Consider the following 15470-nt stretch of genomic DNA (forward strand, 5'->3'; position numbering starts at 1 on the left):
TGTTCTTTGACGCTAGTTTGTATCAGCCGGGACGCTGGTCAGTTAAAGAAGGTTCCTCTGGGCGCTCGGTTTCCTGAGGCTTATCAGCTACTTTTTTAAGGGTGCGTAAGCGCCCTTTTATATAGGCAGACATCCAATCTTGGTCGCTGAGAGTACGGCTCGTTGCTGGAAGCCTACTTTGTTTGTAAAAAGAGAGTTCGCTTCTATTGGCAGCGCGTTGACGTAACTTGTGAGAGGCTGATGTGTTTTGTGGGCTACTAGTAAAGGGCGTGTCTACATAAATATCCATTACCGGTAGTTCAAGAAGTGGGACTAATGAGCGTAAACTTTGAGCATTTATATCGATGGATTGCTCAGCGTCGAGCATCAACAACCCAACACCATCAACTTGGTCTTTAATGTTAGCGCCCAAAGCGGCTGCCCAAACAGCTCCATCCCCAACTCCCAGCAGAATAATGGTTTCGTAGCCTCGCGCTTGTGCTGCCTGAATGGCAGCTAAGCCCAGTTGCGAAATGTAAGTAGCGTTATTTAACTGCTCAGCCGAGCTGGCCGCTTCTGCTGATGTGTTTGGCTCTTCTGCTGTTGCGACTGGCTCGTCTGCTGGTGTTTGCGTTTCATTATTAGGGGTGTCTACTGGCGTTTCTTCTGATGCTTGTTGTGCGTCTTCGGTTCCGCTTTCTGATGCGTTAGATAACCGTTTGAGGCTAGGTAACGTGCGTAAAGGTAAATCTGGAGTTTGTGGAATAGGCAGTACAAGGGAGAGTGTGGCCCAGCCATCTTGCGGTAGTTCGTTGCGTAATGTCTGGATGAAAACGGGCCAGCTAGAATGTGTTCGGCTGTCAGGAAAAATGATGACGATGCCGCGTTTTAAAGCGATATTTCTTTCTTTGAAAAGTGCAGGGAAGTTAGGTGAGTCTATAGTTAAGTCTAAAATCTCATCGCCTGCTATGCGAGAGTCTTGGTAAAGCGCGTTGATTAATTCGGCTTGTGGTAGTGGCTCCGTCCTTTCTTGAGGAGCTTTTTCGCTAGAAAGATCATCGGGCTGATTGGTGCTCGCTGAGTCTTGTGTTGTATTGGTTTCTTCAGTCTCTGCTGCCTGAGAATTTTGAGAAGGAAGTGTGGTGGCGAATATCAATAAAAATGAAAAAAACAAGCTAGACAATGGCGAAGTCATAGTGGGCTCGAGTAGTCGGTAATGGATTATCTTTATTCAGGCGTCTAGTCAGTTACAATAGCAGAAAATGCTAACTTGTTGGAAAAGTAACGATGACAGATTTTAAAATAGCCCCCTCCATTTTATCAGCGGATTTTGCGCGTTTGGGCGAGGAAGTTGATGCCGTGTTAGAAGCGGGAGCTGATATTGTGCATTTCGATGTGATGGATAATCATTATGTACCGAACTTAACGATCGGTCCTATGGTGTGTAAGGCGCTGCGCCAATACGGTATTACCGCTCCCATTGATGCACATCTGATGGTGAAACCTGTTGACCGGATTATAGGAGACTTCGTTGAGGCGGGAGCCAGCTATATTACTTTTCACCCAGAAGCATCTGAGCATATTGATAGGTCGCTCCAATTAATACGTGAAGGAGGTTGCCTTTCTGGCCTGGTGTTTAATCCGGCCACACCATTGCATTATTTAGATTATGTAATGGATAAGGTTGATATGATTCTGCTGATGTCGGTTAACCCGGGTTTTGGTGGGCAAAAATTTATTCCGAGCACGCTCGAAAAGTTGAAGCTTGTACGAGAAAGAATAGAAAAGAGTGGTCGGAATATTCGTCTAGAAGTCGATGGTGGTGTGGGTATTCAAAATATCCGTGAAATAGCAGAAGCAGGGGCAGATACATTTGTGGCTGGCTCCGCTATCTTTAATGCGGATGATTATCAAACAACTATAGCGGCAATGCGAGCTGAATTAGCTAAAGTGGGTTCGGTAACTTGCTAATACGACCCTTATTCGGAGGGGGCTTGCCCTCTCTGATCATATTTGATCTGGATGGTACGCTTGTTGATAGTGTTCCTGATATTGCTGCGTCAGTTGATGAGGCGCTAACAAGTGTCGGCTTGCATAAGGCTGGTGAACACAATGTTAGGCGATGGGTAGGTAATGGGGTTAATGCTCTGATTGAGCGGGCAGTGGCAGATCAAATGGCTAGTGACCAGTTTGAAGAGGTGCTGAGTCAGTTCCAGTTAGCTTACAGCCAATCTTACTCAAAACGCAGTTATGTTTATTCCGGGGTTATTAGTTTCTTAGAAAAGTGCCGCTCGGAAAATATTTTCTTGTCTCTTATCACGAACAAGCCCGGTCGATACACATTGCCGCTGTTAAGAGCGCTAGATTTAGAAAAATATTTTTGGAATGTGTTATCAGGAGATAGTCTTGAGGAAAAAAAGCCTCATCCTATGCCGCTTGAATATCAATTAGACTTATTGAAAATTAGGCCAGATGAAGCCCTGATGATTGGGGACTCTGTTACAGATGCTCAAGCTGCGAAGGCCGCGGCGGTGCCATTTCTTGGTGTGTCTTACGGCTATAATCATGGGGTATCTTTGGCTGATGATTATCCTATTGTGGTTGACTCTCTAAATGATATTGTTTTTTAGAGTCTTAAAATTATTTATTTATCCTTTAAAAAGTTCTTGATGTTATCTTTAATTTTGATATGTTTTTAAACGCTTTTAAATTAAAGCCGTTATGCAATATATAAAATGTTTAAGCATTTTTTTGTGTAAGAAAAGTGTCGCTTATTGTGAGTCTGTAAGTGATTGATAATTATGTTTATTTGATTATCGGTCTTTAAATGTCGCAAATGAGAGACAAGTTGGAAATGGATTTCTTTGCCTGATATTCGTGTGACAGTTTAATCGTCGCTATATAACCTGTCTTTGCTGAAGTTGATGTTTTTTGGCATAGAATTTTCATGTCAGGTCTCGAGCGGTATAAACATGATTAATTGCCTAGAGATAAAATTAATGCAGCTTTCTTTTGAATTAACTAGCCATCCACTATTGTTAAAAAATTATTACCGCATTAGAGAGTCTTGTTTTAGAAAAGACCTCGGCTTGGTCGAATTTAATGGCGGTGAAGATATTTTTGATCGTAACGGATTAACACTGGTGATCAAGGATGGTCATCATTGTGTTGGAGGTTTGCGGTTAACAGGAAATAAAGAGCATGGACCTGGATTTCTCCCTGTAGAGCAAGACGGCTTCTCTTTGAAGGCATCATGCCATGAGTTACTCGCTGGTGATGTTAATTATTGTCAGTGGTCTAGATTGGTTATTGCGCCTGAATATAGAAATAAAGTCGACTTGGTGATGTTGGTAGACAAGATGATTGGGATTGCTGGATCTTTGGGTTACAGCTACGCTTTTTTTGTTTCTGGCAAAACGCAAGCTAGGTTTTATAAACGATATCATAACAAAGTGGGCTACAGTTATGATGTGTTAGATGATATCCAGCTGCCCGTTGAGCCTGGGTTTGAAGGGCTTCCTCATGTGATAGCGGTATCACGAGTAGATCAGCCAATGGCTTATGAGAATGTGTCATCAGGCCAAGTAGCATGAGGTAAAAGTTATACGCTTTCGATTCGCGTTCATTTCTCCGTAATCTTGTTAATGTAAACTTGTCTGTAATTAGTATCGAAATATAAAAAACTGACGCAGTCTATCGACAAAGGTGCGTTATGTGGTAGATTTTACTGATTAGAGCGCAGGAGAATCAGCTAATTATGGGCTGGTTTGAATATGGATGTTACGGAGGGATCGTAAGTGCTTGTATCTAAAAGGAAACAGGCCGCGTGGTTGAAAGCAGTTGGGCTTTCCATGGCGGTAGCATTAGTTTCAGGGTGTTCAACGTCATCCTCTTTACCATCAGTTTCTGATGAGCAAAGGCTTGCTCAACCCGATTACGAATATGTGATCGGGGCTGGAGACTCACTTCAAATATTTGTTTGGGGCAACGAAGAGTTGTCAGGTTCTGTGCCTGTTCGCCCAGATGGAAAAATCACAACACGCTTGGTTGAAGACTTGGAAGCCAGTGGAAAAACATCCACAGAGCTTGCTAGAGAGATTGAGAGTGTCTATTCGCGATATATCAAAAACCCCGTTGTTACTGTGATGGTTAATGGCTTTGTGGCCACACCAGAACAGCAAGTTAGGATTGTGGGTGCAGGTGTTACGCCGCTGAGTATTCCTTATCGTAAACACATGACCTTACTGGACTTAATGGTCGCAGTGGGTGGATTAAATGAGTTTGCAGATGGAGACAAAGCAGTGCTTGTACGCTCCTTTGATGGAGAGCAAACGTCCTATGGTTTGAAACTTGATAGCTTGTTGCGTGACGGCGATATTGGCGCAAACTTAGCGCTGATGCCTGGTGATATTGTGATCATTCCAGAAGCTTGGTTCTAGTCAGAATAACACCGAGGCATTAGTTTATGCGTGAAATAATTTCCCAAATCTCTGAGTATGTTTGGGGTGTATGGCGTTTTCGTTGGATCTCCTTGGCTGCTGTTTGGATGGTAGCCATTGTTGGGTGGGTTGTCGTTGCGTTAACGCCTGAACAGTATCTCGCTTCTGCAAGGGTTCATGTTGATACGAACACCGTCTTGAGACCTTTGCTTAGGGGATTGGCGGTTCAGCCTGATGTAGATGAGCGAATCGCATTGATGAGCAAGACGATGTTAAGTCGTCCAAACCTTGAAAAGCTGATGCGAATGGCTGATTTGGATTTAGCTGTTCGTAATGAAGAACAAAAAGAGAAAGTAATGGACGATTTAAAAAAATCCATTTCTCTTTCGGGTGATAGGCGTAACGCTTCTCTATATACAGTGACGTTTAAAAACGAAGATCGTGAAGTGGCAAAAAAAGTCGTTGAATCTATGTTGACGGTTTTTGTGGAAAGCGCGTTAGGCGATAAGCGTAAAGACAGCTCCGGTGCCCAAGACTTCTTGAATAAACAAATAGCAGATTACGAGCAGCGTTTGACCGAGGCTGAAGCTCGCCTTTCTGATTTTAAGCAGCGTAATTCTGGTTTGCTTCCTTCCGAAATGGATGACTACTACAAGCGCTTAGAGTTTGAGCGCGAGCAGTTAGCATCTGCTGAGTTGCAGTTGAAAGCCGTTAAGAATCGCCGTGATGAACTGCAACGTCAAATAGAAGGTGAAGAACCCGTATTCCTTTCTAGCCAAATAGAGTTTTCTCCTCAGGTTGTAGCTATCGATAAACGAATAACAGCGATGCAGAATAATTTGGATAGCTTGCTGTTGCGTTATACAGACCTGCATCCTTCGGTTATACAGATTAAAGATATGCTGGGTGACTTGGAAAAAGAAAAATCAGCCGCTATAGCTGCTATTAAACGGTCTGCTCCTGATCAATATGCCAGCTTAAACGATAATCCTGTTTATCAGCAGATGCGTTCAATGTTGTCTGAAACCGAAGCTTCAGAAGCTGAGCTGTCCACTCGGGCGCAAGAATACAAGCTCAGAGTTCAATCGTTGGAAGATAAGATAAACCAGATTCCTTTGCTTGAAAGCGAGCATCAACAGCTGACACGAGATTATGATGTGATTTCTCGTCAGCACCAAACTTTATTAAGCCGCCGTGAGTCAGCAAGAATTTCGGGCAATGTTGAACAAGCGGCTGACGACGTGACATTTAGGATCATTGATCCGCCATTTGCACCGCTTAAACCTAACGAACCAAATAAATTACTAATGAATGTTATTGTGTTGGTTGGGGCTATCGGTACAGGGCTGGGTATTGGCTTATTAATGTCATTACTTAAGCCTGTAGTAAGCACGCGAGCAACTTTGAATAAAATAACAGGCTTCCCAGTGCTTGGTTCTGTTCAACTGATTCGGTCACCTTTGGAACGTAGGCAACAGCTCGTTAACACGATGGTTTTTGCCTGTGTCGCGTTAAGTTTGGTCGTATTATTTGTTGGTATTTCAGTTTTCCAAGGCATGGATATGCAACTGGCTAACTTGGTAACTAAAATGGAAGTTCTGGTATGAGTATCATCGAAAAAGCAGTTAATAAGCTTGAGCGAGCAGTCTCAAAACCAGATGCGAATGGATCGGTGCAAACACCTAAGCCGTCAGTTGCTCGTACGGCACCCGTTGAAACCCCTACTCCTAAACAGGGAGCCGTAAAGGTTCAATCTACTTCGGCTGAGAGCGCTCCGTCTGCGTTTAAAAATTTCGTGGAAATTCCTGTGGCACGTTTGTCTGCTTCAGGGATGGTTAGCCCTGATTCGCCGCGTTCAACTATTGCAGAGGAATACCGGAGCATTAAGCGTCCTTTGCTGATGAACATCAACGGGCAAACGGCCGCGAATGTTAAACACCCTAACTTGATCATGGTGGCTAGTTCGCTATCAGGCGAGGGTAAGACCTTTTCGGCGATTAACCTAGCGATGAGTATCGCGATGGAGCAAGATAAGTCTGTTTTGTTTATTGACGCTGATGTATCCAAAGCCTCGGCCGGTCGTATGTTGGGCATTGATGGACACACCCCAGGCTTAACTGATCTTTTGCTCGATAATAGTGTTCAAGTTAAAGATGTACTTGTGCAAACCAATATATCTAACCTGAGAATTTTGCCAGCAGGTAATGTTCATGAACGAGCGACTGAGTTGCTCGCAAGTGAAAATATGAAGTCGCTGATGCAGGAGCTCGCAGAACGCTATTCGGACCGGGTAGTTGTTTTTGATTCACCGCCTTTATTGTTAACTACTGAAGCATCTGTTTTGGCCAATTTGATGGGGCAGATTCTATTTGTTGTTGCTGCAGAGCAAACATCTCAAGAAGCTGTTTTGGAGGGTATTAGCAAAATTAACTCCGATGCGGTCGTTGGTATGCTGTTGAACAAAGCTAAACATAAGTCGATTAGTAAATACGGCTACGGATATGGCTACGGATATGGCTATGGTAGCCGTGTTGAGTCAACCTCCCCGGAACCTGCAAGCTAGATAGGTGTTGTTATGAAGGGATTCAAAAAGCAGGTTTCACAGGTGTGTGTTTTAGCGGCAATAATGCCGGCTATGGTTAATGCTGCTAACTGGACGCTTGATAAAGGTGTCTCAGTCAGTGAGGTGTTAACTGATAACGAAAATCTAGAAGAAGATAATACAGATGCGGCGTTGATTACTTCGGTAACTCCCTATTTGACGCTAAAGGGGGAAGGTGCTCGTTTAAAAGTCAACCTTAATACACAGCTTGAGTTTACAACTTCAGATGAAGGGCACTTTAACCCTCGTTTGGGGGCCTCGGCAAATGCCGAGTTAGTCGAGCAAACAGTATTTTTAGATACCAGTGCCAATGTAACCCAAAATACTGTTGATGCATTTCGTTCAAGTGGCATAGACTCGCTAAACGATACAAACAATTCCAATACCACTTATAACTTCCAGATTAGCCCTCATACGCGAAGCCATTTCGCCAATGTTGCCGACCTCAGGACTCGTTACACATTCAATCATCAGTCTAATAGCAGTGATGATGTGAATAGTTCTAAGAGTCATGGTCTCAATGCTAACTTATCCAGTGGAACTGATTTTCACCGGTTTGATTGGAATGTAGCGGCCAGCTATAAAGATACAAGCTCGTCTAGTGATGATTCTTCATCAGATTTAGGCTCTTTAGATGTAACGTTGGGCTACCAGATAAGCCCAAAGTTGCGCGTCAGTGTGACAGCAGGTGAAGAGTGGAATGATTATAGCTCTTCTCGCTCATCTAATGACGGTGATTTGTGGCAGGGAAGTTTGCATTGGACACCAACGCCCAGAACGAGTTTGGATCTTGGTTATGGTGAGCGCTATTTTGGAAGTTGGCCGACCTTGGCCTTTTCGCACCGAAGCCGACATAGCATTTTTTCGGCTAGCTATTCTAAAGAGCTAACTGACAGCGCTACCCAGTTGAGCGAGATTCGCACATATCAAACAGTCAATGCTGATGGGAACCCTGTTAACCCTATAACGGGGGCACCGTTGCCAGTGGTGAGCGAATTGATAAATATACAAGAAGGTTTGTTTATTGATGAGAAGCTCACAGTAGCCTGGTCATTAATTGGTGTGCGAAGTTCTTTAACCTTTTCTGGTTCGCGCTCTAGACAGATATATGAAACGACTCGTCCTGATGAAATTACCACAAATTACTCGGTAAGTTTTAGTCGGAGTTTATCTCCTGTTTTAGACTTTTCAACGAGCTACTATCTACGTGGTCAGACAAGTAATAATGGTCTTGATACTGATACTCAATCCCTCAGTTTTAGCTTGATGCGACAAGTTGTTGATGGCGGAACTTTGGCTTTCTCTTATATGTATTCGCTTCGCGATAGCGATCTACCTTCTGATGATTACACAGAAAATAGATTGCAATTTGCCTATACATTTCAATTTTAAAGAGGCCGTCCAGAATGGAATCTGTGCAAAAGCAGTACACGGTACTTTGCATCGTTGGTGCACGACCTAATTTTATGAAAATAGCGCCTATCATGAGAGCGATGGCTTCATCATCTGTTATATCGCCAGTGCTATTACACACAGGTCAGCACTACGATGCAGAGATGAAGCATTCTTTTTTTGATCAGTTACATATCCCCGAGCCTGATATTGATCTTGAGGTTGGTTCGGGCAGTCATGCCGAGCAGACGGCTGAGATTATGAAACGATTCGAGCCCGTTTTAGATGAGCTTAGGCCTGCTGCTATTTTAGTCGTTGGCGATGTAAATTCGACTATTGCTTGTGCCTTAGTGGCAGTTAAAAAGTCAATTGCAGTTGTGCATGTTGAAGCAGGCTTGCGTAGTGGTGATAGAGCCATGCCGGAAGAAATTAACCGTGTGTTAACTGATCAAATATCGGATCTGCTTTTTACCACAGAGGCCGATGCTATAGAGAATTTAACAGCGGAGGGGATCCCGCCTGAGCGCGTCCATTTTGTCGGCAATGTCATGATAGATACGCTCTTATACAACCGTGAGCGTGCGACGCCTGCACAGCAAGTATTGAAGTCCATTGGCGATGAAGTCTCTAGCGGGTACGGGTTGTTAACGTTGCACCGCCCCTCTAATGTCGATGATCCCGCTGTGCTTAAAAGGCTTTTGGAGGTGTTGGTTAAATTGAGTAAGCGGCTACCTTTGGTATTTCCTGTCCATCCGCGCACTCGTCAACGAATCACGAATATGGGATTTGATAGTCTACTCGAGAACTCAGCGATTAGTTTGCTTCCTCCATTAGGTTATTTGCAAATGCTAGGTCTGATGGGTGATGCTACCGTAGTACTAACTGATTCAGGTGGTATCCAAGAAGAAACCACCGCTCTGGGGGTTCCTTGTATTACTTTGCGTGAAAATACTGAGCGTCCGATTACATTAACGCAGGGCACTAATGTATTAGCTGGTACTGACGTAGCGGCGATTGAGTCCGCGTTTAATGATGTGCTTGAACACGGTGGTCGTAAAGGCAATGTTCCTGAGCTTTGGGATGGCAATGCGGCGGTACGTATCACGCAGATCATAGAAGCTTTTTTAGAAGAACGAGCAGTAGGGCATAACTGATGGCTTCGCCAATTGTTAATGCAATGTCTGTCGATGTTGAAGATTACTTCCAGGTTTCAGCATTCGAAAACCGTATTAGCCGAAGTGATTGGCATCAACATGAGTCAAGGGTTAGGGCTAATGTCGAAAGGATATTGGATTTATTTGATCAGCATTGTGTGAAAGCCACTTTCTTTACCCTGGGTTGCTTGGCTGAACAGTATCCAGAAATGGTGTTGGATATTGTGAATCAGGGGCATGAATTAGCCAGTCACGGGTGGGATCATCGTCGAGTCACCAGTTTAACGCCCGATGAGTTTCGTCAGGATATCGCACGCAGTAAGTCTCTTTTAGAAGACATTAGTGCAACGGCAGTAAAAGGTTATCGTGCACCCAGTTACTCAATTGGCGAATCTAATCTTTGGGCTTTAGATGTACTGGCCGATGAAGGTTATCAATACAGCTCAAGTATTGTACCTATTAAGCACGATCATTATGGCATGCCTGGGGCTTCGCGTTTTTCGCATAGAGTAGCCGGCGGGCGATTGCTGGAAATTCCTATTACTACGACTTCTCTAATGAATCGCAATATTAATTGCGGAGGCGGAGGGTGGTTCCGATTATTTCCTTATGCGTTCTCGAAATGGGCGTTATCTAAAGTCAATACTCAGGAAGAGCAGCCCTGTATTTTTTATTTTCACCCTTGGGAAATAGATCCGGCTCAACCTGTTATTGATAATGTGTCGGCACGAACACGTTTTCGCCATTATTTAAACTTAAATCGTATGTATGGGCGTTTGGATTCACTGTTAAATGATTTTGAATGGGGACGTATGGATGAGGTTTTCTTAGGTGCGAGTGTACTAGAGCCCACAATGGACCCCTCATTAGCGCCTAAAACAGAAGTAATCTATTAATTTCAGACCATGCTAAGGGATTAGACATGTCATTACAAATCAAAACATTAGATGACGCTACAACCGAGCAATGGGATCTTTTTGTTGATCAACATGACTCCAGTACCTTCTTCCACCGAGCGGGTTGGAAAAAAGTAATGGAGAAAGCTTTTGGACATCCTTGCTATTTTATCTACGCAGAAAGCGATGGGGATATAGTGGGCATTCTGCCGCTGGTGCATGTTAAGAGTTTACTGTTCGGTAATAGCTTAATTTCAGTACCTCTGTGCGTTTATGGTGGTGTTGTAGCGAATAACGATGAGGCACAGCAAGCGTTGCTGCAATATGCATGCGACCTTGCTGAGCAGTTTAAGGTTGATGCATTGGAGCTTAGAAGTATTGAGCCGACAGGTGCGGGTTGGCCCTCTAAATCTCTTTATTATACGTTCCGTAAAACCATTGTGGCGGACCACGATGCCAACATGAAAGCCATTCCTCGTAAGCGCCGCGCTATGATTCGTGGTGGCATAGCTGCCGGCTTAGTCGGGGAGCATGATCAAGGGTGTGAGCGTTTTTACCGAGCGTACTCAGAGAGTGTTCGAAACCTAGGGACGCCTGTTTTTTCCTTAAAGTATTTTAAGGTTTTGCGTGAAGTGTTTGGCGATGATTGTCGAGTGCTTATGATTACGCATGAGGGTAAAGATGTTGCGTCTCTTATGAGCTTCTACTTTAAAAACCAAGTACTGCCCTATTATGCGGGCAGTTTTGATACCGCTAAGCACCTAAAAGCGCATGATTTTATGTATTGGGAATTAATGCGTATTAGTGCAGATGAGGGCATAGAGTTATTTGATTTCGGTCGTAGTAAAGAAAACACTGGGCCTTTTCTCTTCAAGAAAGGTTGGGGCTTTGAACCTGAGCAACTTCATTACGAATATCATTTAGTTAAGGCCGATAAGGTCCCAGAGCTAAACCCTACGAATCCAAAATATAAAATGTTCATCGAAATGTGGAAACGGCTGCCTTTGCCTGTTGCCAATACATTGGGGCCTATGTTGTCTAAGAGTTTAGGTTAATGAAGCCGCCATTACTTTTGTTGTGCCATCGTATTCCATTTCCTCCGAATAAAGGGGATAAAATACGCACATATCATTTGTTGAAGTATCTGGTTTCTCACTATGAAGTCCACTTGGGGGCGTTCATAGATGATCCTGATGACTGGCAGTATGTAACTGAGGTTGAATCGTTATGTGCTACGGCTCATTTCGTGAGCTTGGAACCTAAGCGCTCCACACTTTTTTCCGCTATAGGTCTGTTAACCGGAGAGGCTTTGAGCTTACCTTATTATCGTAGCCGCTCGTTAACGTCCTGGGTTAAAAGTACACTCGCGCAATATTCGATCGATAAAGCTATGGCTGTGTCGTCGCCTATGGCTCAGTTTTTGTCATCATCATCGCTTCATCTAACAACTAAAGTAATCGATCTTGTTGATATCGACTCTGATAAATGGGCGCAATATGCGCAGATGAAGCCTTGGCCCTTGAGTTGGGTGTATCAGCGAGAGGCAGTTAAGCTTTTTGCTTACGAACAGCGTATAGCTCAAACATTTGATGTTAGTTTCTTTGTATCCAGTGCGGAAGCCCAACTGTTTATCGAAAAAGCACCTATCACTGAAACTGCAGTGAGTTATTACAATAACGGCGTTGATAGCCACTACTTTTCACCGCATCAAGTAGAGAACAACCCTTACCCTGAAAGTGTGCCAGTGCTTGTTTTTACTGGTGCTATGGACTACTGGCCTAATGTCGATGCGGTGGAATGGTTTGTAACCGATGTTTTTCCATTAATCAGAAAAAAGCATCCCCGTATTGAGTTTTATATCGTTGGTGGTAAACCGACGGATGCGGTTGTGTGCTTGCAGAAAGTGGACGGCGTGAAAGTAACGGGGCGAGTAGCTGATGTACGCCCCTATATCAAGTTTGCAACAGCGGCTGTCGCTCCTATGCGGGTTGCTAGGGGGGTTCAAAATAAAGTGCTTGAGGCAATGGCTATGGAAAAGCACGTTATAGTGACGGAAAAGGGGCTTGAGGGTATCAATGCAGAAAACGGTTATGAAGTATTAGTCGCTGATACCGCTCAAGATTTTAGTCGTTGTATTGATCTTGTGATGGCCAAAGCATTACAGGATATGGGAATCCAAGCTCGGCAGCGTGTAACGGAAGATTTTAATTGGGCAAATACTCTGCCTGTTATACGTCAGTATCTCGATCAAACTGCGGAGCCAATCCCATCATGAAGACCTGGAAGTTACATGGCGCGCTGGTATTAGCGTTTAGCATTGCATTAGTCCTTGCGTTGTATCCAACTTTTTTATCAATGGTTAATATTTGGATGCGTTCTGAAACGTTTACGCATGCCTTTTTAATAGCGCCTATTTCTCTATGGTTGGTGTGGGAAAAACGTGAAGCCATGTTGACCTATGTGCCCTCCTATAGTGTTTTAGGGCTTATTGCCCTATTTGGTAGTGGCTTCTTATGGCTGCTAGGAATGGCTGTGGATGCGGCTGTTGTGCAGCAGTTTGCGGCTGTCTTAATGCTGATTAGTGTTATCTGGAGCATTCTAGGTAATCAGCTCGCTTGGTTTTTAGCGTTTCCGTTATGTTTTTTGCTGTTTATGGTGCCTATGGGGGAAGACCTTGTTCCTCCAATGATGGATTTTACCGCTAATTTCACGGTGGACATGGTTCGTTTAAGCGGGATTCCAGTTTATAGGGAAGGCCTATTTTTTATGTTACCAACGGGCAATTGGTCCGTGGTGGAGGCCTGTAGTGGGATTCGTTACCTCATAGCATCCATTACTTTGGGTTGCCTCTATGCTTATGTCACGTATACAAAGCTATGGAAGCGCGCCATTTTTATAGCGTTGTCTATCATCGTTCCTATTATTGCGAACGGTCTGCGTGCTTATATGATCGTTATGCTAGGCCACTTGAGTGATATGACAGTCGCCACAGGCGTTGATCACCTAGTGTATGGTTGGCTGTTTTTTGGTGTGGTCATCTTTATTTTGATTCGCTTGGGGGCCATTTTCAAAGACCCTGAAGTCGATAATTTAGCGTTACGTGCAGCCCCAATAGCTAATGGCGAAAGTGATACATTAGCTGTTAACCGGACACCGCTTACGCATGTTATGTTCATTGGTTGCCTGATTGTTGGTTTGAGTATTTGGCCACTAGCCCGACAACAAATGAACAACCAAGCTTATCCAGAAATGGTTGATGCATTAGAACTGCCTGACTTTGAAGGAAAAGCCTCTGTTGCTCCATTATGGAGCTGGCAACCGGTTGCTCGTGAGGCAGATCAGGTGGTTGGTTTTATTGAGGATGGCCCTCAACAGTCAGCGATTTATATCGATTTTTATCCCGTCCCAGGTTATGCGGAGATGATTAATTCGTTAAATACAATGATTGACCCTGATTCCGACGAATGGCATATCGTATCAGTGGGTACGGAGCACTTAGCGGCTTTGGATATTTCCGTTACTTCTTATCGAATTAAATCATCAAAACAAGAATTGCTGGTATGGAGTTGGTATCAGGTGGCTGGAGCTCATAACAGCGCTAATAAATATATAGTCAAGCTATTAGAAGGCGGGCATCGTTTGTTGGGTGACCGTCAAGATAGTGCCCGGATCACCTATGCTATGAGTGTTGATCCCGCTTCTCAGGCGCCTGAGTTACAGAAATCCCAGCTGCAAACTCTCATTCAAGAAACCTTTCCTCAGGTTCAGGCCTCAATGGATAACGTTGCGCAGAGAGTTTATGAAGACCTCTAAATATATTGACAAGCCTTTGGTTATGCATGTGCTGCATACATTAGGTACAGGTGGAATGGAAAACGGTTTAGTCAATATTTTAAACAGAATGCCCTCGGACCGGTATCGACATATGATTGTATGTCTTAGCCATGCAACTGACTTCTCTCAACGAATAGAGTCAGATGATATAGCCATTGTGGAGCTTCATAAAAAAGAAGGTAATGATTTGTCCATTTACTGGAAGTTGCTCCGCTTGTTTTGGGCGTATCGGCCTGCCATTGTCCATTCACGTAATTTAGCGGCGCTAGATATTCACGTGTTAAAAGTACTAGCCCCTTCTTTTAGATCAGTTCACGGTGAGCACGGCCGAGATATCTATGATTTGGAAGGGAAAAACAAAAAGTACAACGCATTGCGTTCAGTGATGAAGCATTTTATTAGTCAATATATTGCCGTGAGTAAGGACTTAGAGCAATGGCTCGTTAGCACCATTAATGTCCCACCCCGTAAGGTTTCTCAAATATATAATGGCGTAAATCATCAGCAGTTCATACCACTAACAGCGCATGAAAAGCAGTTGGCGTTATCTTCTTTCTTTTCTGATGATGAAGCTAAGCAACCTTTTACCCCGCGTTTTATTATCGGAACTGTTGGACGATTAGCCGCTGTTAAAGATCAGAAGACTTTAATTAAAAGCTTCGGGCTGTTTTTAAAAGCGCTGCCACAAGAACAGCAAGCGAAAACGAACCTATTAATGGTAGGGGACGGGCCTTTATACCAAGAATTAAACGATGAGATAACGCGTTTAGGTCTTAGTGAGCATGTGCTTATGTTAGGGGATAGAAGTGATGTGGCTCGCTTGTTACCGCTAATGGATGTATTTGTTTTGAGCTCGTTAGCAGAAGGTATTTCGAATACCGTATTAGAGGCTATGGCGAGCCAGTTACCCATTGTTGCTACTGAAACAGGTGGCAACCCTGAACTTGTCTCTGACCAAGAAAATGGTTTTCTATTTAGGGTGGGTGATCATCAGCAGCTGGCAGATATATTGATGGAGTTATGGCGTGACCCTGACAAGCGACATAATATGGCTGAGGCTAGCCTAAATAGAGTAAGACACGAGTTTGATTGGTATAAAACAGTCGCAAACTATGTTGCTGTTTATGATAGTTTGGTTGCAACTAAAACGGAAAATGCAGTAAAGGGAAGTTAG

General features: G+C 43.8%; 14 protein-coding genes. 13 read left to right on the top strand and 1 reads right to left on the bottom strand.

Annotated features, from left to right (window positions below):
• Positions 1 to 22: 22 nt before the first annotated feature.
• Entirely contained in the window at positions 23 to 1174 is a 1152-nt protein-coding gene (locus tag BS617_RS02605) for a DUF3530 family protein (RefSeq protein WP_075171349.1), read from the bottom strand.
• Positions 1175 to 1266: 92 nt separating this feature from the next.
• Between BS617_RS02605 and rpe the strand changes: the two genes are divergently transcribed.
• The 13 genes from rpe (at position 1267) to BS617_RS02670 (ending at position 15470) form a co-directional block, all read left to right on the top strand.
• Positions 1267 to 1950, top strand: coding sequence for a ribulose-phosphate 3-epimerase (gene rpe, locus BS617_RS02610; protein WP_075171350.1), 684 nt, complete (start codon positions 1267 to 1269; stop codon positions 1948 to 1950).
• 23 nt (positions 1951 to 1973) lie between these two features.
• Positions 1974 to 2609, top strand: a complete 636-nt coding sequence (locus BS617_RS02615; RefSeq protein ID WP_075171351.1) for a phosphoglycolate phosphatase — start codon at positions 1974 to 1976, stop codon at positions 2607 to 2609.
• A gap of 369 nt (positions 2610 to 2978) precedes the next feature.
• Positions 2979 to 3572 (top strand): N-acyl amino acid synthase FeeM domain-containing protein, encoded by a 594-nt coding sequence (locus BS617_RS02620; RefSeq protein WP_075171352.1) that lies wholly within the window; start codon positions 2979 to 2981, stop codon positions 3570 to 3572.
• A gap of 204 nt (positions 3573 to 3776) precedes the next feature.
• Positions 3777 to 4418, top strand: coding sequence for an XrtA/PEP-CTERM system exopolysaccharide export protein (locus tag BS617_RS02625; protein ID WP_249263561.1), 642 nt, complete (start codon positions 3777 to 3779; stop codon positions 4416 to 4418).
• A gap of 26 nt (positions 4419 to 4444) precedes the next feature.
• On the top strand, positions 4445 to 6025 hold the full coding sequence (locus BS617_RS02630) for an XrtA system polysaccharide chain length determinant (RefSeq protein ID WP_075171354.1): 1581 nt from the start codon (positions 4445 to 4447) through the stop codon (positions 6023 to 6025).
• Positions 6022 to 6981, top strand: coding sequence for an XrtA-associated tyrosine autokinase (locus BS617_RS02635; protein ID WP_075171355.1), 960 nt, complete (start codon positions 6022 to 6024; stop codon positions 6979 to 6981). Before BS617_RS02630 ends, BS617_RS02635 begins: the two co-directional genes overlap by 4 nt.
• Before the next feature lie 12 nt (positions 6982 to 6993).
• Entirely contained in the window at positions 6994 to 8412 is a 1419-nt protein-coding gene (locus BS617_RS02640) for a TIGR03016 family PEP-CTERM system-associated outer membrane protein (protein WP_075171356.1), read from the top strand.
• Between the two features lie 14 nt (positions 8413 to 8426).
• Positions 8427 to 9566, top strand: a complete 1140-nt coding sequence (gene wecB / locus BS617_RS02645) for a non-hydrolyzing UDP-N-acetylglucosamine 2-epimerase (protein ID WP_075171357.1) — start codon at positions 8427 to 8429, stop codon at positions 9564 to 9566.
• On the top strand, positions 9566 to 10462 hold the full coding sequence (locus tag BS617_RS02650; protein WP_075171358.1) for an XrtA system polysaccharide deacetylase: 897 nt from the start codon (positions 9566 to 9568) through the stop codon (positions 10460 to 10462). Before wecB ends, BS617_RS02650 begins: the two co-directional genes overlap by 1 nt.
• 26 nt (positions 10463 to 10488) lie before the next feature.
• Positions 10489 to 11517 (top strand): FemAB family XrtA/PEP-CTERM system-associated protein, encoded by a 1029-nt coding sequence (locus BS617_RS02655; protein ID WP_075171359.1) that lies wholly within the window; start codon positions 10489 to 10491, stop codon positions 11515 to 11517.
• Positions 11517 to 12737 carry a TIGR03087 family PEP-CTERM/XrtA system glycosyltransferase gene (locus tag BS617_RS02660; RefSeq protein ID WP_075171360.1) on the top strand — a complete coding sequence of 407 codons (1221 nt, stop codon included), beginning with the start codon at positions 11517 to 11519 and terminating at the stop codon, positions 12735 to 12737. The genes BS617_RS02655 and BS617_RS02660 overlap by 1 nt, the downstream gene beginning before the upstream one ends.
• Positions 12734 to 14275 carry an exosortase A gene (xrtA, locus tag BS617_RS02665; RefSeq protein WP_075171361.1) on the top strand — a complete coding sequence of 514 codons (1542 nt, stop codon included), beginning with the start codon at positions 12734 to 12736 and terminating at the stop codon, positions 14273 to 14275. The genes BS617_RS02660 and xrtA overlap by 4 nt, the downstream gene beginning before the upstream one ends.
• Complete coding sequence (locus BS617_RS02670; protein WP_075171362.1) at positions 14262 to 15470, top strand: TIGR03088 family PEP-CTERM/XrtA system glycosyltransferase; 1209 nt, start codon at positions 14262 to 14264, stop codon at positions 15468 to 15470. Before xrtA ends, BS617_RS02670 begins: the two co-directional genes overlap by 14 nt.

Origin of the sequence: Neptunomonas phycophila (assembly GCF_001922575.1) — a bacterium.
GTDB classification, from domain to species: domain Bacteria; phylum Pseudomonadota; class Gammaproteobacteria; order Pseudomonadales; family Balneatricaceae; genus Neptunomonas; species Neptunomonas phycophila.